Genomic DNA, 16,758 nt, shown 5'->3' with positions numbered 1-16,758 from the left:
ACGTGAGCGCGCCTGTTTCACTGTTGACGGCGGACGACATCCCGCCCGTCACTGTACTAAATCCCGAAGGGCGTTCCGCGTTCCTCATCGTCGCGGATCACGCGGGAAACCGGCTTCCCCGGTCAGTGGGAACGCTTGGCCTGGGGGCTGTGGATCGCGAGCGTCACATCGCGTGGGACATCGGCATCGCTGGCGTCTGCCGCGCACTTTCCGATTTACTCGATGCCACGCTCATTCAACAGAACTATTCTCGCCTGCTGATCGACTGCAACCGGCCGCTTGGCGCCGCGCAGTCCATCCCGGCGGAGAGCGATGCGACGCCCGTTCCCGGCAATCAGGGGATCGGTGCGGAAGATCGCCGGGCGCGCGAGACGGAAATTTTCCTGCCGTATCATGCGCGCATCGCGGCCGAACTCGATCGGCGGCTGGCGGAGGGCGCGCCGGCCATCCTTCTCGCCATGCACAGTTTCACGCCAGTCTTCGCCGGCTTCGTGCGGCCGTGGCACGCCGGCCTGCTCTATCATCGCGACGCCCGGTTCGCGCAGGCTTTGATGCCTCTGCTGCGCGCCGATGCCGCGCTGAACGTGGGCGACAACGAGCCCTATGCCGTCAGCGAGGAGACGGACTGGACCATTCCGGAGCATGGCGAGGGGCGCGGCATTCCCCATGTCGGCATCGAGATCCGGCAGGATCTCGTCGGCCGGCCGGACGGCCAGCAGCAATGGGCCGAGCGGCTCGCGCCGCTGTTTGCCGCTGCCGCCGCGCGGCTCGAGGAGACAGGCGCGTTGGGCGCGCACCGCACGGCGCTGCTTCAAGATTAGTCTCCAGCGCCCCCGCCGCGGCGCGATCCTTGCTTGCCCAAGAGGTCTGACTCTCGAGATCGAGGCTGATTTCCTCCGCTCGGCACTTCAGATGGCCGTCGCTCTCCTGCGCAGGCCATAGGCGCGAACGGGAAGTGTGAGCATGGCCACCTCGGTGCGGCAGCGCAGCGTCTGCGAATGGGACGATCTCGCGCCAGAAGATATCGCCATCGGCGCAATCCTCGCGGGCGAGGGCGATCATCTGCTGCCACCTTTCCATCTCCTGTCGACGCCCGGCGTGAGCGCGAAGCAGCAGCGGGCGTGCTCGGAATTGTGGACCCACGCGCGGCGGACCGCGGCCGGAGTGGCGGATCCCGGCCCTCGCTATGCCTTCGATGACGGGCGCGGCCGCAAGATGCGGCTCGGCTATCTCTCCAACGATTTCCAGGAGCACGCCACCGCCCACCTGCTGATCGAGGTGCTGGAGGCCCATGCCGGCGCGGATTTCGAGGTGCTTGCCTATTCCTTCGGCGCGGATGACGGCCAATCCATGCGCAGGCGGACCATGGCCGCCTGCGACCACTTCATCGACATCTCGGACATGGACGACCAGGCTGCGGCCGCGCGCATCCATGCCGACGGCGTGGACATTCTCATTGACCTGAAGGGGTTCACCTCCGGGGCGCGGAGCGGCATCGTCCTCCTGCGGCCGGCACCGATCATCGTGAACTATCTCGGCTATCCCGGCACCATGGGGGCGGGGATGTGCGACTACCTCATCACCGACCGCTTTCTCACGCCCGCCGCCAGCGCCCCGGATTATGCCGAGGCCCTGGCCTACATGCCGCACACCTATCACCCCCACGGCCGGCGGACGCCGCCCGGCACCAGGCCGGGGCGGCGGGAGGTCGGGTTGCCGGAGGAGGGGTTCGTCTTCTGCTGCTTCAACCAGCCCTACAAGATCTCCCCGGACATCTTCGCCATCTGGTGCCGGCTGCTGGCACTGGTGCCCGACAGCGTGCTGTGGCTGCTCGACCATCCGCATGCCGCCGGCAACCTCCGTTCGGAGGCAATCCGCCATGGTGTCGATGCGCGGCGGCTGGTTTTTGGCGCAAACCTGCCACAGGCGGCCCATCTCGCCCGGCTCCAGCTCGCCGACCTGATGCTCGATACCGCGCCGTTCAACGCGCACACCACGGCGAGCGACGCGCTCTGGGCCGGCGTGCCGATCGTGACCTGTCCGGGGGAAACCTTTCCGTCGCGGGTGGCGGGCTCCATCCTGCACGCGGTCGGCCTCGGCGAGCTGGTCGCCGAAGACCACGCAAGCTATTTCGAGCTGGCGTACGACATCGCCACGGATCCCGACCGCCTCGCGGCGCTCAAGGCACGGCTCAACGCCAACCGGCTGGAGACGCCTCTGTTCGACGTGTCGGCCTACACCCTGGCGCTCGAAAGCCTCTACCGGGCGATGATCGTCCGCCACCGCGACCGGCTGCAACCCGCCACCATCGGCGCGCCCGCGCCCTGAGCGCGGCCACCTTCGTCGCTCGCCGCGTTCGGACGCGCCCGGCGGGGCGGGATGCCGGCGTCAGCTTCCCAGATACGCCGCCCGGACGTGGGGATCGTCGATGAGGTCCGCACCCTTGCCGGACATGACGATGCGCCCGGCTTCCAGAAGATAGGCGTAGTCGCACAGTTCCAGCGCGGCGAAGGCGTTCTGCTCCACCAGGAGCACGGTGGTGCCGGCGTCGCGGATGGAGCCGATGATGGCGAACATCTGCTCCACGATGTTGGGCGCGAGCCCGAGGGAGGGCTCGTCGAACAGCACGAGGCGGGGCCTCGACATCAGCGCGCGGCCGATGGCCAGCATCTGCTGCTCGCCGCCGGAAAGGGTACCGGCCATCTGGTGGCGGCGCTCGGCGAGGCGGGGAAAGCTCGTATAGATGCGCTCGTAATCCGCCTTCAGCCCGGCATCGCTGGCGCGCAGATAGGCGCCCATGGCGAGGTTTTCCGAAACGCTCATGTGCGGGAACACCCGCCGGCCTTCCGGGCAGTGGGCGACGCCGAGCTTCAGCATCTTCTGCGGCCCGGCGCGGGTCACGTCGTCGCCCTGGAGGCGGATGGAGCCGGCGCGCGCTGGCACGAGGCCCGAGATGGTGCGAAGCGTCGTGGACTTGCCCGCGCCGTTGGCGCCCACCAGCGCCACCAGCTGACCTTCGCCGACGGTCAGCGAGATGCCCCTGAGCGCGGCGACCTGCCCATAGCCGCAGACGAGATCGGAAATCTCAAGCATGGGCCACCTCCCGCTGCTCCAGCTTCGCGGCGCTCTTGCCGAGATAGGCCTCGATGACCTTGGGATCGGTGCGGATGGCCTCGGGTGGGCCTTCCGCGATCAGGCGGCCATAGTTGAGGCAGACGATGCGGTCGGAGACCTCCATCACCATGGGCATGTCGTGCTCCACGAGGAGGATGGTGACGCCCTCGCCCCGCACCTTGCGGATGAGGCGCACGAAGCCCTGCGTTTCCGAGGCGTTCATGCCGGAGACCGGCTCGTCCAGCAGCAGCATCTTGGGTTCCACCGCCAGCGCCAGCGCGAAGCCCACGAGGCGCTGCTCGCCATAGGAGAGGGAGCCGGCCTTGTCGCCGGCGCGGGCGGAAAGGCCCACCATGTCGATGATGGCCTCCGCCCGCTCCCGCACCGCATTCTCCGCCCGCCGCGCAGCGGGGGTGGGGAAAAGGCGGTCGAGGAGAGCCGACGCGCGCGAGTCGTCGCCGAAGCGGTGGAGGCCGATGAGCACGTTGTCGCGCACGCTGTCGTCGGCGAACACGCTGGTGCGCTGGAAGGTGCGGGCAAGGCCCAGGCGGGCGATCTCGTTCGGCCGGGTCTGCGAGAGGTCGCGGCCACGGAACAGCACCCGGCCCTGCGTGGGCTTGAGGAAGCCGGTCATGATGTTGAAGGCGGTGGTCTTGCCGGCACCGTTGGGGCCGATGAGGCTCAGGATCTCGCCCTCATGCACGTCGAAATGCAGGTCGGCGATGGCCGTGAGGCCGCCGAACTTCATGCCCACGTGCTCCACGTTCAGGATGGCGCTGCTGCTCGTCGTGCTCATGGGTTCGCTCCCATCTTGGCAGGCATCGCGTCCGTCGGCTTGTCGCCGGCCTTGCGGCGTGCGGCGATGCGTTCGCCGAGGCCTTCCAGTGCCGGCACGATGCCGCGCGGCATCAGGAACAGGATGGCGATGAGGATGGCGCCGTAGACGATCCACTGCGCTTCCGGCGCCATCACCGGGCGCAACGCCACCGGCAGAAGGCCGAAGATGATGCCGCCCACCAGCGGCCCCGCCAGCGTGCCCTTGCCGCCGGAGACCACCATGATGACCATGGTGACGGTGTAGGAGAACAGGAACACGTCGGGATCGATGATGCGGATGTAGTGGGCATAAAGGCTGCCCGCTGCCCCCGCCATCGCGGCCGAGACGGTGGCGGCGACGGTGAGCGTGCGGGTGGCGTTGATGCCGAGAGAGAGGGCGAGGGATTCGTTCTCCTTCAGCCCCCGCATGGCGCGGCCGAAGCGCGAGGCGACGAGCCGGGCGATGAGCAGATAGCTCGCCACCCCCACTGCCAGCACCAGATAATAGTTCTGCATCTTGGAGCGCATCGCCACGTCGCCGAGGCTCGGCACCGGCAGCACCATGTTGGGAATGGCGGTGAGGGCGAGGGGGCCCTGCGTCAGCTCCACCCAGTTCAGCGCGACGAGCCGCACCACCTCGGCGAACGAGATGGTGACGATGACGAAGTAGGCGCCGCGCACCCGGAACGACAGCCGCCCGATGAGATAGCCGCACAGCCCGGTGAGCACGATGGCGAGCACGAAGCCGAGGAGTGGCGACCCGCCCTCGTGGGTCACGCGCAGGCCGAACGGCAGGCTCACGTCGAAGCCCAGCGCGGTGAGGGCGCTCACATAGGCGCCGATACCGAAGAACGCCACATGCCCGAGGCTGAGCTGCCCGGTGAAGCCGAGCAGCAGGTTGAGGCTCATGGCGCAGATGGTGAGGATGCCCGTGATGATGAGGGCATTCAGCAGATAGGGGTCGGTCAGGCCCAGCGGCAGCAGGGCGAAGACGACGAGGAAGAGGGGGGCGATGAAGCGCGTCATCCGATCCGCTCCGCACGCGCGAACAGGCCGGTGGGCTTCACCAGCAGAACCGCGATGATGATGAGAAAGCCCATGGCGTCGCGATATCCCGAGGAGATGTAGCCGGCGCCCAGCTCCTCCGCGAAGGCGAGGATGAAGCCGCCGATGGTGGCGCCCGAGATGGAGCCGAGGCCGCCGAGAATGACGATGGCGAAGGCTTTCACCGCCGCGAGGTCGCCCATCTGCGGCGTCACCACATAGACCGGCCCGAGCAGCGCGCCCGCCGCCGAGGCCAGCGCCGAGCCGATGGCGAAGGTGGCGGTGTAGATGAGGGAGACGTTGACACCCATCAGCGCGGCGGTGTCGTGGTCCTGGAAGGTGGCGCGCATGGCGCGGCCGAGCTTCGTGCCGTTGATGGTGAAATAGGTGATGGCGATGAGCGCCACCGCCGCGCACAGCACGAACAGGTTCACATAGGAGAGCGACACAGGCCCGAAGGTGAGCGGCTGCGCCGGGAAGGGCGTGGGCACGGCCTTGGCGACGCCGCCGAAGATCCAGAGCGTGCCGGACTGCATGATGATGCCGGCGCCGATCATCACCAGCATGGTGGTGTCGATGTCGGAGCGCCGCAGCGGCCGCAGCAGGGTGAATTCGATGATCGCGCCGAGCACGAGGCCGGCCACGAGGGCCACCGGGAGCGCGACGAAGAAGTTCAGCCCCAGCGCCACCGCCGCCAGATACATGGCGTAGCCACCGAAGGTGTAGAGGGCACCATGGGTGAAGTTCACCACGTTCATGATGCCGAAGATCAAGGTGAGGCCGATGCCCAGGAGCGCATAGGTGCCGCCGAGCACCAGCGCGTTGAAGATGTGTTGCAGCAATTGGTCCATCTGGCCTGTCCGGTCTGGCGTTCGGGGCAGGGTGAGGGACGGCTTTCGCCGTCCCTCACCTGAAGCGCCGCCCGAGGGCGGGGATTTGAGAAGTGCCGGCTCAGCCGCCGAGCTGAACCTGGTTCACCTTCCCGCCGGAGATTTCGATGATGTAGACGTTGGGCTTGGACTGGCCGCTCTCCTTGCCCGCCGGGCCGCTCTTGTTGAACTTGATGGGGCCGTTGAGGCCCATGAAGTCCACCTTCCAGAAGCCCTTCTGGATGGAGGCCGGGTCGGTGCCGCCGCCCGCCGCGATGGCGGCCGCGACCGTGCGGATGCCGTCATAGCCACGGAAGCTCTCGGTGGCGCCGGCGAAGTCGAAGCCGCGCTTCTTCCACTCGCCGAGGAAGTAGGCGGTGGCTTCGGGGTTCGGGGTCTTCTCCGGCCACCAGGGCAGGAAGGTGGTGAGGTGCATGGTGCCGTCCGCCGCAGCGCCGGCCTGGGCAATGATCTGGTCCGGGTTCTGCGAGCCGCCGGTGGTGATGATGCGCTTCTTCAGGCCGAGGGCCGCCATCTGCTTGAACAGCAGGGTCAGCTGGTCCACGGCGCTGGTCACCATGATGGTGTCGGCGTCGGATGCCTTCAACTTGGCGAGTTGGGCGCTCATGTCCTGGGCCGACTGGTCCATGGTCTCCACGAGGCCGACCTCGACGCCGTTGGCCTTCAGCATCTTGGAGAAGTCGGCGGCGGCGCCGCGGCCCCAGTCGTTGTTGATGACGAGGAAGTCCACCTTCTTCAGGCCGAGCTTCTTGACGCTGGGCTCGAACGCCTCGGCCTCGACGGAGGAGGGCGGCGAGATGCGGAAGATGAAGGGGTTGCCGGAGGTGGTGATCTTGCCGGAGGAGGAGGTCTCCACCAGCATCGGCACGGAATATTCTTCCAGCTTCGGCATGGTGGCCAGCGTCAGCGAGGAGCCCCAGGCGCCCATCAGCACCGGCACCTTGTCGGAGGTGATGAGCTTCTCGGCCACCGAGGCGGCCTCGGTCGGGTTGCTCTTGTTGTCCTCGATGACCAGCTCGACCTTCTTGCCGAGAATGCCGCCCTTGGCGTTGATCTCGTCGGCGGCGATCTTGGCGCCGTTCACCACATAGGTGCCGGACGCCGCGAAGGCGCCGGTGAGGGGCTCGTTCACGCCGATCTTGATGGTGTCGGCGGCGAAGGCCGTGCCGGCGAGAAGGCTGAAGGCGAGAGCGGCGAGTGTCGTCCGGCGTGACATCAACATGGTTGGTCTCCAGTCTCGAAAAGGGCAGTCAGGGTCAAGAAGTGGGGCCGCCGCGGCGCCACAGGCGGCCAAGGCGGTCGGAAACGAGCGAGATGAGAAGCTTGAGCGGGTCGAGGCCGCGCGCCTCGGCGGGCGGGGCCTCGCTACCGGAAAGGCGGGCCTCGAGGTTCGCGGCGAACTCGGCGATGAGACGTCCCGCCACCTCGCGCACGAGGCCGGGGCGGCCGAATTGGGCGAGCGGCCCCTTCAGCGTGTAGCCCACGTCGAGCGCCACGCGGGCGGTGCCGGGCGCAGCGCCGTCCGTGACGCGATAGCGGATGAGGCCTTCCGTGCGCGAGCGCCCGTCCGCCCCCGCGCCATGGATGGTGCCGCTCGTAGTCGCGTCATCGCGGCCGATGCGGGCGCTGCCGCGGAAGGTGGTGGCGATGGGGCCGAGCTTCACCCGCATCCCGCCCTGCACGTTTTCCGGCGAGGGCATGGCATCAATGACGGCGCCGGGCAGGCAGGCAGCGACCTCCTCAATGCGGCCGAAGAAGGCGAACACCTCGGCCGGCGGGAAGGGCACCTCGAAGCTCTGCTCGAAGCTGTGGGCAGGCGTGAAATCCTCGGCGAGGGAGGTGGTGACGGAGGATGGCAGCGCCGTGATGGCAACGCTCGCCGGCTGAGCCGCGGAAACCGCTCCCCCCGCCCGCGCGCCCACCGGGCCGAGCGGGCGTTCGGCGGTCATCGGGCCGATGCCCTGTGCGCGCCGCGCGGCGATGACGGAGGCCACCGCCTTCACGATGCCCGCATAGCCGGTGCAGCGGCAGAGATTGCCAGCGAGGCCGAGGCGGATGCGGGTCTCGTCCGCCTCGGGCAGGCGCAGCACGAGGTCGCGGGCCGAGACGAGCATCCCGGGCGTGCAGAAGCCACACTGGAGCGCGTGCTCGCGATTGAAGGCGGCGCGCAACTCGGTGGTGACGGGATCGTCGTCCAGCCCCTCAATGGTGACGACATCCGCCCCCTGGCAGGCGCCGGCGAAGGAAAGGCACGCGCGCGCCGGCTCGCCATCCACGAGGATGGTGCAGGCGCCGCACACGCCGTGCTCGCAGCCCAGATGAGTGCCGGTGAGGTTCAGCGTGTCGCGCACGAAATCGGCGAGGTTGGTGCGCCCCTCGGTCTCGGCCGTCACGGGACGACCATTGAGGGTCAGCGAAATCATGCGGGACGCGCCCATGGCGATGGTCTCGGGCCTTGGCGAAGCGGTCATGCCGCGCTCCGCGTGTCGGTGAAGAGGCTGGCGGCCTGCGTGGCGGCGCGGCGCAGCACCTCCACATGGACATGGCGGTCCACCGTGTCGGCCATGCCGGCTGCGATGAGCGCGGCATCGGCGGCGGAGGCATCGAACCGCATGGCGAAGCCGGCATCGATCTGGCCGCCGAAGAGCGGCGCGGCGTCGGCGAATACGAGGGGCGGCGCGTCGATGGCGCCCATCAGCGCGCGGCCGGTTCCGGTGGTGGGATCGATCAGCACGGCGCCGATGGCGTGGGCGAACTCGCCCACCTTGCGGCAGTGCTTCACATAGCCGAAGCGCGCGGTGGCGGGCACCTTGGGCACCCAAACGGAAACCAGGATCTCGCCCGGCTCCAGGGCCGTGGCCAGCGCACCGGCGAGGAAGGCGCTTATGGCGAGGCGGCGCGTGCCCGCCGGTCCGGCGATCTCCACCTCGGCACCGAGCACGGACAAAGCGTTCACCCAGTCGGCGGCGGGATCGGCATGGGAGAGGCTGCCGCCCATGGTGCCGCGGTTGCGCACGGCGCGATAGGCGATGCCGCCGGCCACCCGCCGGAGGATGTTCGCCCCCACGTCCGGGGCGCGGCCGTCCTCCACATCGGCGTGGGTGACGAGGGCGCCATAGACCATGTGCCCGGCCTCTTCGCGCATGGAGCGCAGCGTGTCGATGCCGGAGAGATCGACGATCAGGTCGGGTGTCGCGAGGCGCAGATTGAGCATGGGGCCGAGGGACTGGCCGCCGGCCATCACCTTGGCGCCGTCTCCGCCCGAGGCGAGGAGCGCGACAGCGTCGGCGATGGTGCGCGGGCGCTCGATGCGGAAGGGTGCGGGCTTCATGCCGCGCTCCTTTCACCGGCGCGCACCGCCAGCACCTGCTCCACGATGCGCCGGGGCGTCACGGGGGAGCGCAGCATCTCCGCGCCCAGCGGGCGCAGCGCGTCGTTGATGGCGTTGGCGATGGCGGCGGGCGGCGCGATGGCCCCGCCCTCGCCGATGCCCTTCACGCCGAACTTGGTATAGGGCGAGGGCGTTTCCATGTGGCCGATGAAGGGCATGGGCACTTCCGGCGCGCCGGGCAGCAGATAGTCCGCCAGCGTCGAGGCGAGCGGCTGGCCGGAGGCATCGAACGCCATCTCTTCATAGAGTGCGGTGCCGATGCCCTGGGCGAGGCCGCCGATGATCTGGCCGTCCACCACCATGGGGTTCACCAGCGTGCCGCCGTCTTCCACGATGGCGTAATCGAGGATCTCCACCTCGCCGAGCTCGGGGTCCACCGCAACGACCACCGCGTGGGCGGCGTAGCTGAAGGTGCCGCTGTCGCGCACCGGCTTGTAGCCGGCGGTGACTTCGAGGCCGTGGGGGTCCACGTCCGCCGGCAGGTCCTGCGGGCGGCGATACCAGGTGTGGGCCACCTGCTGGATGGTCACGTCGCCCGACGGGCCGATGACGCGCCCGGCTTCCAATCGCACATCCTCGGGCCGCGCCTGGAGCATGTGCGCGCCGATGCGGCGGATGCGCTCGGACAGCTCGGTGCAGGCGGTCGCCACGGCGCCGCCGGCCATCACCATCACCCGCGAGCCCCAGCTGCCGGTGGAATAGGGCGTCATGGCCGTGTCGCCATGTACGAGGCGGGTGCGGGCGACGGGCATGCCGAGGATTTCGTGGGCCACCTGCGCCAGCGTCGTCTCCAGCCCCTGGCCGTGGGAATGGGCGCCGATGCGCAGTTCCAGCCCGCCGTCTGGGGTCAGGCGCGCGCCGGCCTGCTCGTGGCCGGGCACCATGGGAATCCCCCAGCCGGAATAGACCGAGGTGCCGTGGGCGGCCTGCTCGCAATAGATGGAGAGGCCAAGGCCGATGCGGCGGCCGTCCGGCTCCCCCGCGAGCTGGCGCGTGCGCACCGCATCGGCCTTGATGGCGTCCAGCGCCTGCCGGAGAGCTTCCGGATAGTTGCCGCTGTCGAAATGCTTGTTGGTGATGTTGTCGAACGGCATCTGCTCGGGCCGCACGAGGTTCTTCAGGCGCACCATTTCCGGGGCGAGGCCGAGCTCGGCCGCCAGCGCATCCAGCGCCACTTCCAGCGCGAAGCACACGCCGGTGCGCGCCACGCCGCGATAGGGCAGGATCGGGCACTTGTTGGTGGCCACCGACCAGGTGCGGCAGCGATAGGCCGGGAAGTCGTAGGGGCCGGGCAGGATGCTCGCCACCTGCGCGGCTTCAAGGCACGCGGAGAAGGGATAGGCGGAATAGGCGCCGCTATCCACGCTCGCCTCGCAATCGATGCCGCGCAGCGTGCCGTCGCGCTCGGCATAGAGCGTGATTTCGTAATGGTGCTCGCGGCAGTTGGCGCTGGCGGTCAGGTGCTCGCGGCGATCTTCCAGCCAGCGCACCGGCCGGCCGATCTTCCGCGTGAGCCAGCCGAGGCAGACGTCCTCGCAGAGCAGGATGGCCTTGTAGCCGAAGCCGCCGCCCACGTCCGGGGAGATGATGCGGATCTGCCCCTCTTCCAGCCCCAGGCATTCGGAGAGGCCGGAGCGGACGATGTGAGGCATCTGGCTGGCGGTGTGGACCACCAATTGGTCGGAGCGGTGATCGAAATGCACCACCGTGCCGCGCCCTTCGATGGGCGCCATGCACTGGCGGGCGGTGGAGATGGTGCGCGAAATCTTCACCGGCGCGTCGAAGGCGGCCTCGATGTTGATGTTCACGAGGCTTTCGAGAAAGACATTGTCGCCCCAGTGCTCATGCACCAGCGCCGCGCCGGGCTTGCGGGCGTCCAGCATGTCGTGCAGGGCGGGCAGCTCCTCGAGGTCGAGTTCCACGCGGGCGGCCATGTCCTCGGCCTCGGCGCGGGTATCGGCGACGCACATGGCGATGAGCTCGCCCACCTGCCGCACCTTGCCGGTGGCGAGCACCGGCTGCTCCGACACCTTGAAGCCGGGCAGGCCGGAGACGGCGCGGATGGGCTTCACCCCGTCGAGGTCGGCGGCGGTGAAGACGCGGCCCTTCAGATCTTCCGGCACGTGGATGGCGCGGATGCGCGCATGCGCCAGCGGGCTGCGGACGAAGGCCACTTCCTGCATCCCGGCCATGCGGATGTCGGCGATGAACTGGCCGCGCCCGCGCATCAGCCGGTCGTCTTCCTTGCGGGGAAGACGGGCGCCGACGCCCTCGTGGGACCGGGGTTCGGTCATGCGTGGGCTCCCGGCATCAGGTCGAGCGCCGCGCGCACCAGAAGACCGTCGGGCCGGCGCAGCTCGTCGAGGATGGAGAAGTGGTTGGCGCCGAGGATGGGCAGTAAGGCACCCGGCGCATGGGCGGCCACGCGCTTTGCCGCCAGCGCGCGGGAATCATGCACCAGCGCCGGCACTTCAGCCGTGCCGTAGGCGATGGCCAGCGGCTTCGGCGACGGGTCGTGACGGAGCGGCGAGCAGGCGGCGATCTCCGCGTCCGAGAGATCGAGCGCGGTGTTGAGGAAGGTGTCGCGCAGCGGCGCCAGCTCATAGACGCCGGAGATGGCGAGGCCGGCCGCTACGGCGGGATGGTCCAGCTGCATCACCGCCAGCTGTGCGCCCGCCGACCAGCCGGAGATCACCACCGGGCCGGTGAGGCCATATTGCGCGCCGTCCTTGCCGATGAGGTCGAGCGCGGCGCCGATCTCATCGACGATCGCGCCGAGGCGCGCCTGCGGCGCCAGCGTGTAGCTGGGCATGGCCACCGACCAGCCCTGGGCGAGGAGGCCTTCCGCATAATGGGCGAAGACCTCGCGGGTGTTGCGCTGCCAGTAGCCGCCATGGATGAAGACGAGGCACGGCGCCCCCGGCTTGCCGGGATAGATGTCCAGCTTCTGCCGGGCGCCGGAGCCATAGGGAATGTCCAGATGGGCGGGCGTGGCAGCGCGGAAGAGCGGGGCGGCCTTGTCGCGCGCCTCGACCCATGCCGCGCTGTCCTTCACCGCGGCATTGTTGTTGTAGGCCGCATCCCGCTCGGCCTGGGACAGGGTGTCCCAGACCTCCTGCGGGGCCGGCCGAACGGCTGCGGATGCCGGGTTCACGCCGCCACCGCCTGGGGCAGGATGACGGCGTCGGCGCCGAACTTCTTGCCGGCGCGCAGGCAGAAGGCGGGGGTGAGCAGGCGCTCGGCCACCACTTTCGTGTCCTCGTTGTCGCGCAGCAGGAAGCGACCGCGATTGTCGTCCAGCACCGAGATGTCGGCCGCATAGCCCACGGTGAGCGAGCCGACGCGGTCGGTGAGGCCGATCATCTTCGCGGGATTGATGGTGACCATGGGCACCACCTGTTCCAGCGAGAGGCCGAGCGCCATCATGGAGCTCATCGCCTGCGTGAGGCTGAAGCGCGCCTGGCCCTTGAAGGGGTGGTTCTCGTCGTCATAGTGCTCCTCCGGCGTGCCGGCGGGGGCGGGGACGTGCGTATTGTAGCCGTGCATGTCGGCGCCCAGCGTATGGGGCACGACGCCGGCGGCGATGGCCTTCTTCGCGAGGCGGTAGGAGAAGTGGCTGCCGTGACCCACATCCACCTTCAGCCCGCGGTCGAGGGCCGCCTGGATGACGTGGTGGACCTCGCCCTTCTGGTTCACGAAGCCGCCGGGATGGCGGGTGAAGGGGTGGGCGAGCACGTCGCCTTCCTTCAGGAGCGGGATGACGCGCTCGAGGATGGTGTCGGCGTCCTCGCCGTTGGCGCCGCTCTCCGGCAGGCCCCACAGGGTACCGAAATGCACGTAGAGCGGAATTTCCGCGCGGCGGGCGATCTCGGCCGCCATCTCCATCACCCGGATGCCCCAGCGGGCGAAGCCACCGATCTCCGCATGGCCCTTGATGCCGCGCACGAGATCCCGATTGGCGATGGCGGAGCGCACGGTGGCGTCGATGTCCACGCAGTCCGGGCTGTAGAGGTTGGGGTAGTAATGGCCTTCGAGGCCGCCCACGAGATAGGCGGAGAGGAAGGCGTAGATGCGGGTGTCGGACGGCTCGGCGATGAACTTGCGGAAGCCCGGCAGGGTCATGCAGGAGGGGCCGCCCTGGTCGATCACGGTGGTGACACCGGAATGCACGCCCACCATATCCGGGTTGAGGCCGAAGCGGCCGGTCACGTACTGGTAGATATGGCCGTGGGTGTCGATCATGCCGGGCAGCACCAGCTTGCCGGAGACGTCGATGGTCTCCGTGGCGCTGGAGGGGAGGATCGTCTCCTCCACCGCAGCGATGCGGCCATCGCGGACGGCGACGTCGCGTATGCCGTTGATGCCGGTGGCGGGGCAGATGACATGTCCGCCCTTGAGGAGGATATCGTAGCCGGCGGGTTCAGCCATCATGGGTCTCCGTCCATGCATGTGCGGTCTCGGGACCGCCTTGGAAAAGCGAAGCATACGTCGCATTTTCCAAATGCAGGGCGCGTGCCAGTTTTGATTTAGATCAATTTTCCGAGAGCGGCGCCACGCGCCGGAGGGGATGGACGTGACGAAAACGCGTAAAAATTCAAAGGCATCCAAGGTGGAGCCCGAGGCCGTGGTCCATGAGGATTGGCCGCTCGCGGACCGCCCCGGCTTCCTCGCGCGGCGGGTGCACCAGATCCATGTCAGCCTGTTTTCTGAGCTGTGTGCCCCGTTCGGGGTGACGCCGGTGCAATACAGCCTGCTGTCCGCGCTCGCGGACCACGCCGAGGCGGACCAGACCACCCTGTCGCGCATTGTCGCGCTGGATCGCACCACCACCACCGGGGCCTTGAAACGCCTTGAGGCGCGGGGCCTCGTGCGGCGCGGCACGTCGGCCACTGACCGTCGCTCTCAAAGCTGCTCGCTCACCGAGGAGGGGCGCCGCCTGCTGGAGGAGATGGAGGCTGCCGCCCGCCGCGCCCATGCGGTGACGGTGGAGATGCTGACGCCCGAGGAGCGGCAGCAATTCATTGAAGCCATGAAGAAAATCGTCGCGGCCCATGGCGGACGGCAGGCCTCGTCCGATCTGCTCTGATTTCGGCAGCAGGCGCCTAAGAAATAGGCGCCCGGAAAACCGGCAGCGGCTACAGCACCGGGCCGAGCATGGCGATGGTGTTGTTCCACAGCCGGCGGGGCGCGCTGTAGGCGTCCGCATCGTCCTGCGTCACCGGCGTCGCGGCATCGAGGAACACCTGCTGGCGTTGCCGCAGCGTGCGGGTGAAGGCGGGGTCGTAGAGGAGGATGTTGTTCTCCGCATTCAGCTCGAAGCTGCGGCGGTCGATGTTGGCGGAGCCGATCAAGGTCACTTCGCCGTCGAGGGTCAGCGTCTTGGCGTGGAGCAGGCCGCCGACATATTCCCGGATCTCGACGCCCGCCTCCAACAGCTCGTGGTAATAGCTGCGGCTGGCGGCGGCGACGATCCAGCTGTCATTGCGCCTGGGGAACACGATGGTGGTCGCCACACCGCGCCGGGCGGCGGAGCAGAGGGCCGCCTGCAGGGGTTCGTCCGGCACGTAATAGGGCGTCGTGATGACCAGCTCGCGCCGGGCCGCATTCATCAGCGCGACGAACATCTCCGGCATGGCCGAGTAGCGCACGCCCGCCCCCGAGCCGATCACCTGCGCCACGAAGCCGGGTTGCGGCGGCGGCAGGGGCTCGGCGAAGAGGGGGGCGAGGTCTTCCTGAACCTGCGCCATCCAGTTGCTGGCGAACAGATGCTGGTTCTGGCGCACCACCGGCCCCTCGAACCGCGCCATCACGTCGACCCAGGGGGCGAACTTCGCCTTCACCGCGAAGGCGGCGTCGGCGCAGTTCTGGCTGCCGCAATAGGTGATGGTATTGTCGATCACCACGATCTTGCGGTGGTTGCGCATGTCGATGCGCCCCTTGAACGGACGCAGCAGCGGGTTGCCGATGGGCAGGGCCGTGGCGAGCCGCACCCCCGCCGCTGCCATGTCGCGCCACAAGGCGGAACGGATGAGGGCGCGGGAGCCCAGATCATCCGCCATGGCCCGGCAGGCGACGCCGCGCGCCGCCGCGCGCTTCAGCGCCTCCATCACCGATCGTCCGCTCGCATCATCGAGCCAGATGTAGAACAGCACATGCACGCTCTGCCGCGCGCCATCGATGTCCCGCACCATGGCGGCGATGGCGGAGGTGGAATCCGGGAGCAATTCGGCACGGTTGCCCGCGACCGGCAGGAAATGGTTCACCGACTGGCCGACCCGAAACAGCGGCACATGGCGCTCTGGGATGTCCGCCTCCGCCGAAGGTCCGGCGACACCCTCCGCCGGCGGCAGGGCGCGCACCGCCGCACGCAGGCTCTCCACGGCCTTGCGCCCCAGATTGACCTCGCCGAACAGGACGTAGGCGAGCATGCCCACCACGGGCGCCAGCAGGATCACCAGCACCCAGGCCATGCGCGAGGCGGGCTCGCGATGGGGGCGCAGCAGGGCGCGGATGACGAAGATGATCTGCAGGCTGAGGTGGGCGGCGTAAAACACCCAGGCGATGACGGCGGAGTCTTGCATGTCGGCGGCACGCCCGGTGAGAGGAGCGCTGCCGTTCTAGATCATCTTCGCCGTCCGCGCGAACGCCGTCAGGCGGCGTAGAGTCCCCGCACCCCATCGGCCGTGGCGAGCGGCCGGTTCAGCAGCCGCGCGCCCTCCGCCGCGCGCCGCACCTGCGCGGCATTGGCGTCCGCCAGGGTGCCGTCGGGCGCGAACAGGTTGTTCTCGAACCCGACCCGCACATGGCCGCCGAGGCCGGAGGCCGTGAGAGCGCAGGCATTCTCCTTCGGCCCGAAGGCGCACATGGCCCAAAGCCGCGGCGGCGTGCCGGCGGCGGCGAGGAAGGGCACGAGGTCGGCGGGCGTGGAGACCTGTCCGCTGGTGTAGCGGCCGAGAACGAAGAGCGGGAAATCCTCGCCGTCTCCCAGCACGCCGCGCCCCTTCAGCGCGGAATAGCGATGCACCTCCTCCGGCGAATAGAGGATGATCTGCACCATGATGCGCTCGCGCCGCAGCCAGGCGAAGAAGTCGGCGGCGGCCGCCTCGTGCGCCTCGTCCGGGATGATCTCGCGCAGAGCGAGGGAGACCGCCTCCGGCCGCAGGGCGCGCACCACGGCGATCTGCTCCGGCGCCTTGTAGCGTCCCGCCGCCTCGGATGTCGCCTGCACCACCAGCCTGTCCCCCACCTCGCGCCGGATGGCGGCGGTGGCCTCGCGATAGGCGTCCGCATCCAGGAGATGCCGCCCCTCGGCGTCGCGCACATGGATGTGGATGAGGGCGGCGCCCGCCTCGACGATTTCGGCCGCGTTCCGCGCCAGCTCCGCCGCGGTCATGGGCAGAGCCGGGTGGTCCGCCTTGGTGCGGGTGGCGCCGTTGGGGGCATTGGCGATGACGAGGGGCGGCCAGAGGAGGGCCTCGGCGGGGGCGGTAGCGGTCATGACGG

15 protein-coding genes are annotated in these 16,758 nt (G+C 69.0%); 3 read left to right on the top strand and 12 right to left on the bottom strand.

Going from position 1 to position 16,758, the window contains the following annotated elements; genetic code table 11:
• Positions 1-2: 2 nt before the first annotated feature.
• Positions 3-821: an N-formylglutamate amidohydrolase gene (locus FHT36_RS13520; protein WP_348644453.1), complete on the top strand. Its 819-nt coding sequence runs from the start codon at positions 3-5 to the stop codon at positions 819-821.
• A gap of 142 nt (positions 822-963) precedes the next feature.
• Positions 964-2,328 (top strand): UDP-N-acetylglucosamine-peptide N-acetylglucosaminyltransferase, encoded by a 1,365-nt coding sequence (locus FHT36_RS13515; protein ID WP_169123014.1) that lies wholly within the window; start codon positions 964-966, stop codon positions 2,326-2,328.
• A 60-nt stretch (positions 2,329-2,388) separates the two neighbouring features.
• On the opposite strand, the gene FHT36_RS13510 is transcribed toward FHT36_RS13515, so the two are convergent.
• From FHT36_RS13510 to FHT36_RS13465, 10 genes are all read right to left on the bottom strand, one after another.
• On the bottom strand, positions 2,389-3,093 hold the full coding sequence (locus tag FHT36_RS13510; RefSeq protein WP_169123013.1) for an ABC transporter ATP-binding protein: 705 nt from the start codon (positions 3,091-3,093) through the stop codon (positions 2,389-2,391).
• On the bottom strand, positions 3,086-3,910 hold the full coding sequence (locus FHT36_RS13505) for an ABC transporter ATP-binding protein (protein WP_169123012.1): 825 nt from the start codon (positions 3,908-3,910) through the stop codon (positions 3,086-3,088). Before FHT36_RS13505 ends, FHT36_RS13510 begins: the two co-directional genes overlap by 8 nt.
• Positions 3,907-4,956, bottom strand: coding sequence for a branched-chain amino acid ABC transporter permease (locus tag FHT36_RS13500; RefSeq protein WP_169123011.1), 1,050 nt, complete (start codon positions 4,954-4,956; stop codon positions 3,907-3,909). Before FHT36_RS13500 ends, FHT36_RS13505 begins: the two co-directional genes overlap by 4 nt.
• Positions 4,953-5,825, bottom strand: coding sequence for a branched-chain amino acid ABC transporter permease (locus tag FHT36_RS13495; protein WP_169123010.1), 873 nt, complete (start codon positions 5,823-5,825; stop codon positions 4,953-4,955). The genes FHT36_RS13500 and FHT36_RS13495 overlap by 4 nt, the downstream gene beginning before the upstream one ends.
• A 100-nt stretch (positions 5,826-5,925) precedes the next feature.
• On the bottom strand, positions 5,926-7,080 hold the full coding sequence (locus FHT36_RS13490; RefSeq protein WP_371745121.1) for an ABC transporter substrate-binding protein: 1,155 nt from the start codon (positions 7,078-7,080) through the stop codon (positions 5,926-5,928).
• Positions 7,081-7,120: 40 nt separating this feature from the next.
• Positions 7,121-8,335 (bottom strand): 2Fe-2S iron-sulfur cluster-binding protein, encoded by a 1,215-nt coding sequence (locus FHT36_RS13485; RefSeq protein WP_169123008.1) that lies wholly within the window; start codon positions 8,333-8,335, stop codon positions 7,121-7,123.
• On the bottom strand, positions 8,332-9,195 hold the full coding sequence (locus FHT36_RS13480) for a xanthine dehydrogenase family protein subunit M (RefSeq protein WP_169123007.1): 864 nt from the start codon (positions 9,193-9,195) through the stop codon (positions 8,332-8,334). Before FHT36_RS13480 ends, FHT36_RS13485 begins: the two co-directional genes overlap by 4 nt.
• Entirely contained in the window at positions 9,192-11,549 is a 2,358-nt protein-coding gene (locus tag FHT36_RS13475) for a xanthine dehydrogenase family protein molybdopterin-binding subunit (RefSeq protein WP_169123006.1), read from the bottom strand. The genes FHT36_RS13480 and FHT36_RS13475 overlap by 4 nt, the downstream gene beginning before the upstream one ends.
• Complete coding sequence (locus FHT36_RS13470; RefSeq protein ID WP_169123005.1) at positions 11,546-12,409, bottom strand: alpha/beta hydrolase; 864 nt, start codon at positions 12,407-12,409, stop codon at positions 11,546-11,548. Before FHT36_RS13470 ends, FHT36_RS13475 begins: the two co-directional genes overlap by 4 nt.
• Positions 12,406-13,683: an amidohydrolase/deacetylase family metallohydrolase gene (locus FHT36_RS13465; RefSeq protein WP_169123004.1), complete on the bottom strand. Its 1,278-nt coding sequence runs from the start codon at positions 13,681-13,683 to the stop codon at positions 12,406-12,408. The genes FHT36_RS13470 and FHT36_RS13465 overlap by 4 nt, the downstream gene beginning before the upstream one ends.
• Positions 13,684-13,822: 139 nt before the next feature.
• Between FHT36_RS13465 and FHT36_RS13460 the strand changes: the two genes are divergently transcribed.
• Positions 13,823-14,341 carry a MarR family winged helix-turn-helix transcriptional regulator gene (locus FHT36_RS13460; protein WP_169123003.1) on the top strand — a complete coding sequence of 173 codons (519 nt, stop codon included), beginning with the start codon at positions 13,823-13,825 and terminating at the stop codon, positions 14,339-14,341.
• A gap of 49 nt (positions 14,342-14,390) precedes the next feature.
• Here the strand turns inward: FHT36_RS13460 and cls are convergent, their stop codons facing one another.
• Together cls and FHT36_RS13450 are read right to left on the bottom strand one after the other, a co-directional pair.
• Positions 14,391-15,836, bottom strand: a complete 1,446-nt coding sequence (gene cls, locus FHT36_RS13455) for a cardiolipin synthase (protein WP_169123002.1) — start codon at positions 15,834-15,836, stop codon at positions 14,391-14,393.
• 68 nt (positions 15,837-15,904) lie between these two features.
• Entirely contained in the window at positions 15,905-16,753 is an 849-nt protein-coding gene (locus FHT36_RS13450; RefSeq protein WP_169123001.1) for a 3-keto-5-aminohexanoate cleavage protein, read from the bottom strand.
• Positions 16,754-16,758: the final 5 nt, after the last annotated feature.

Origin of the sequence: Xanthobacter sp. SG618 (genome assembly GCF_012932745.1) — a bacterium.
In the GTDB taxonomy this organism is placed as follows: Bacteria; Pseudomonadota; Alphaproteobacteria; order Rhizobiales; family Xanthobacteraceae; genus Xanthobacter; species Xanthobacter flavus.
This window is presented reverse-complemented; position numbering and strand designations above follow the sequence as displayed.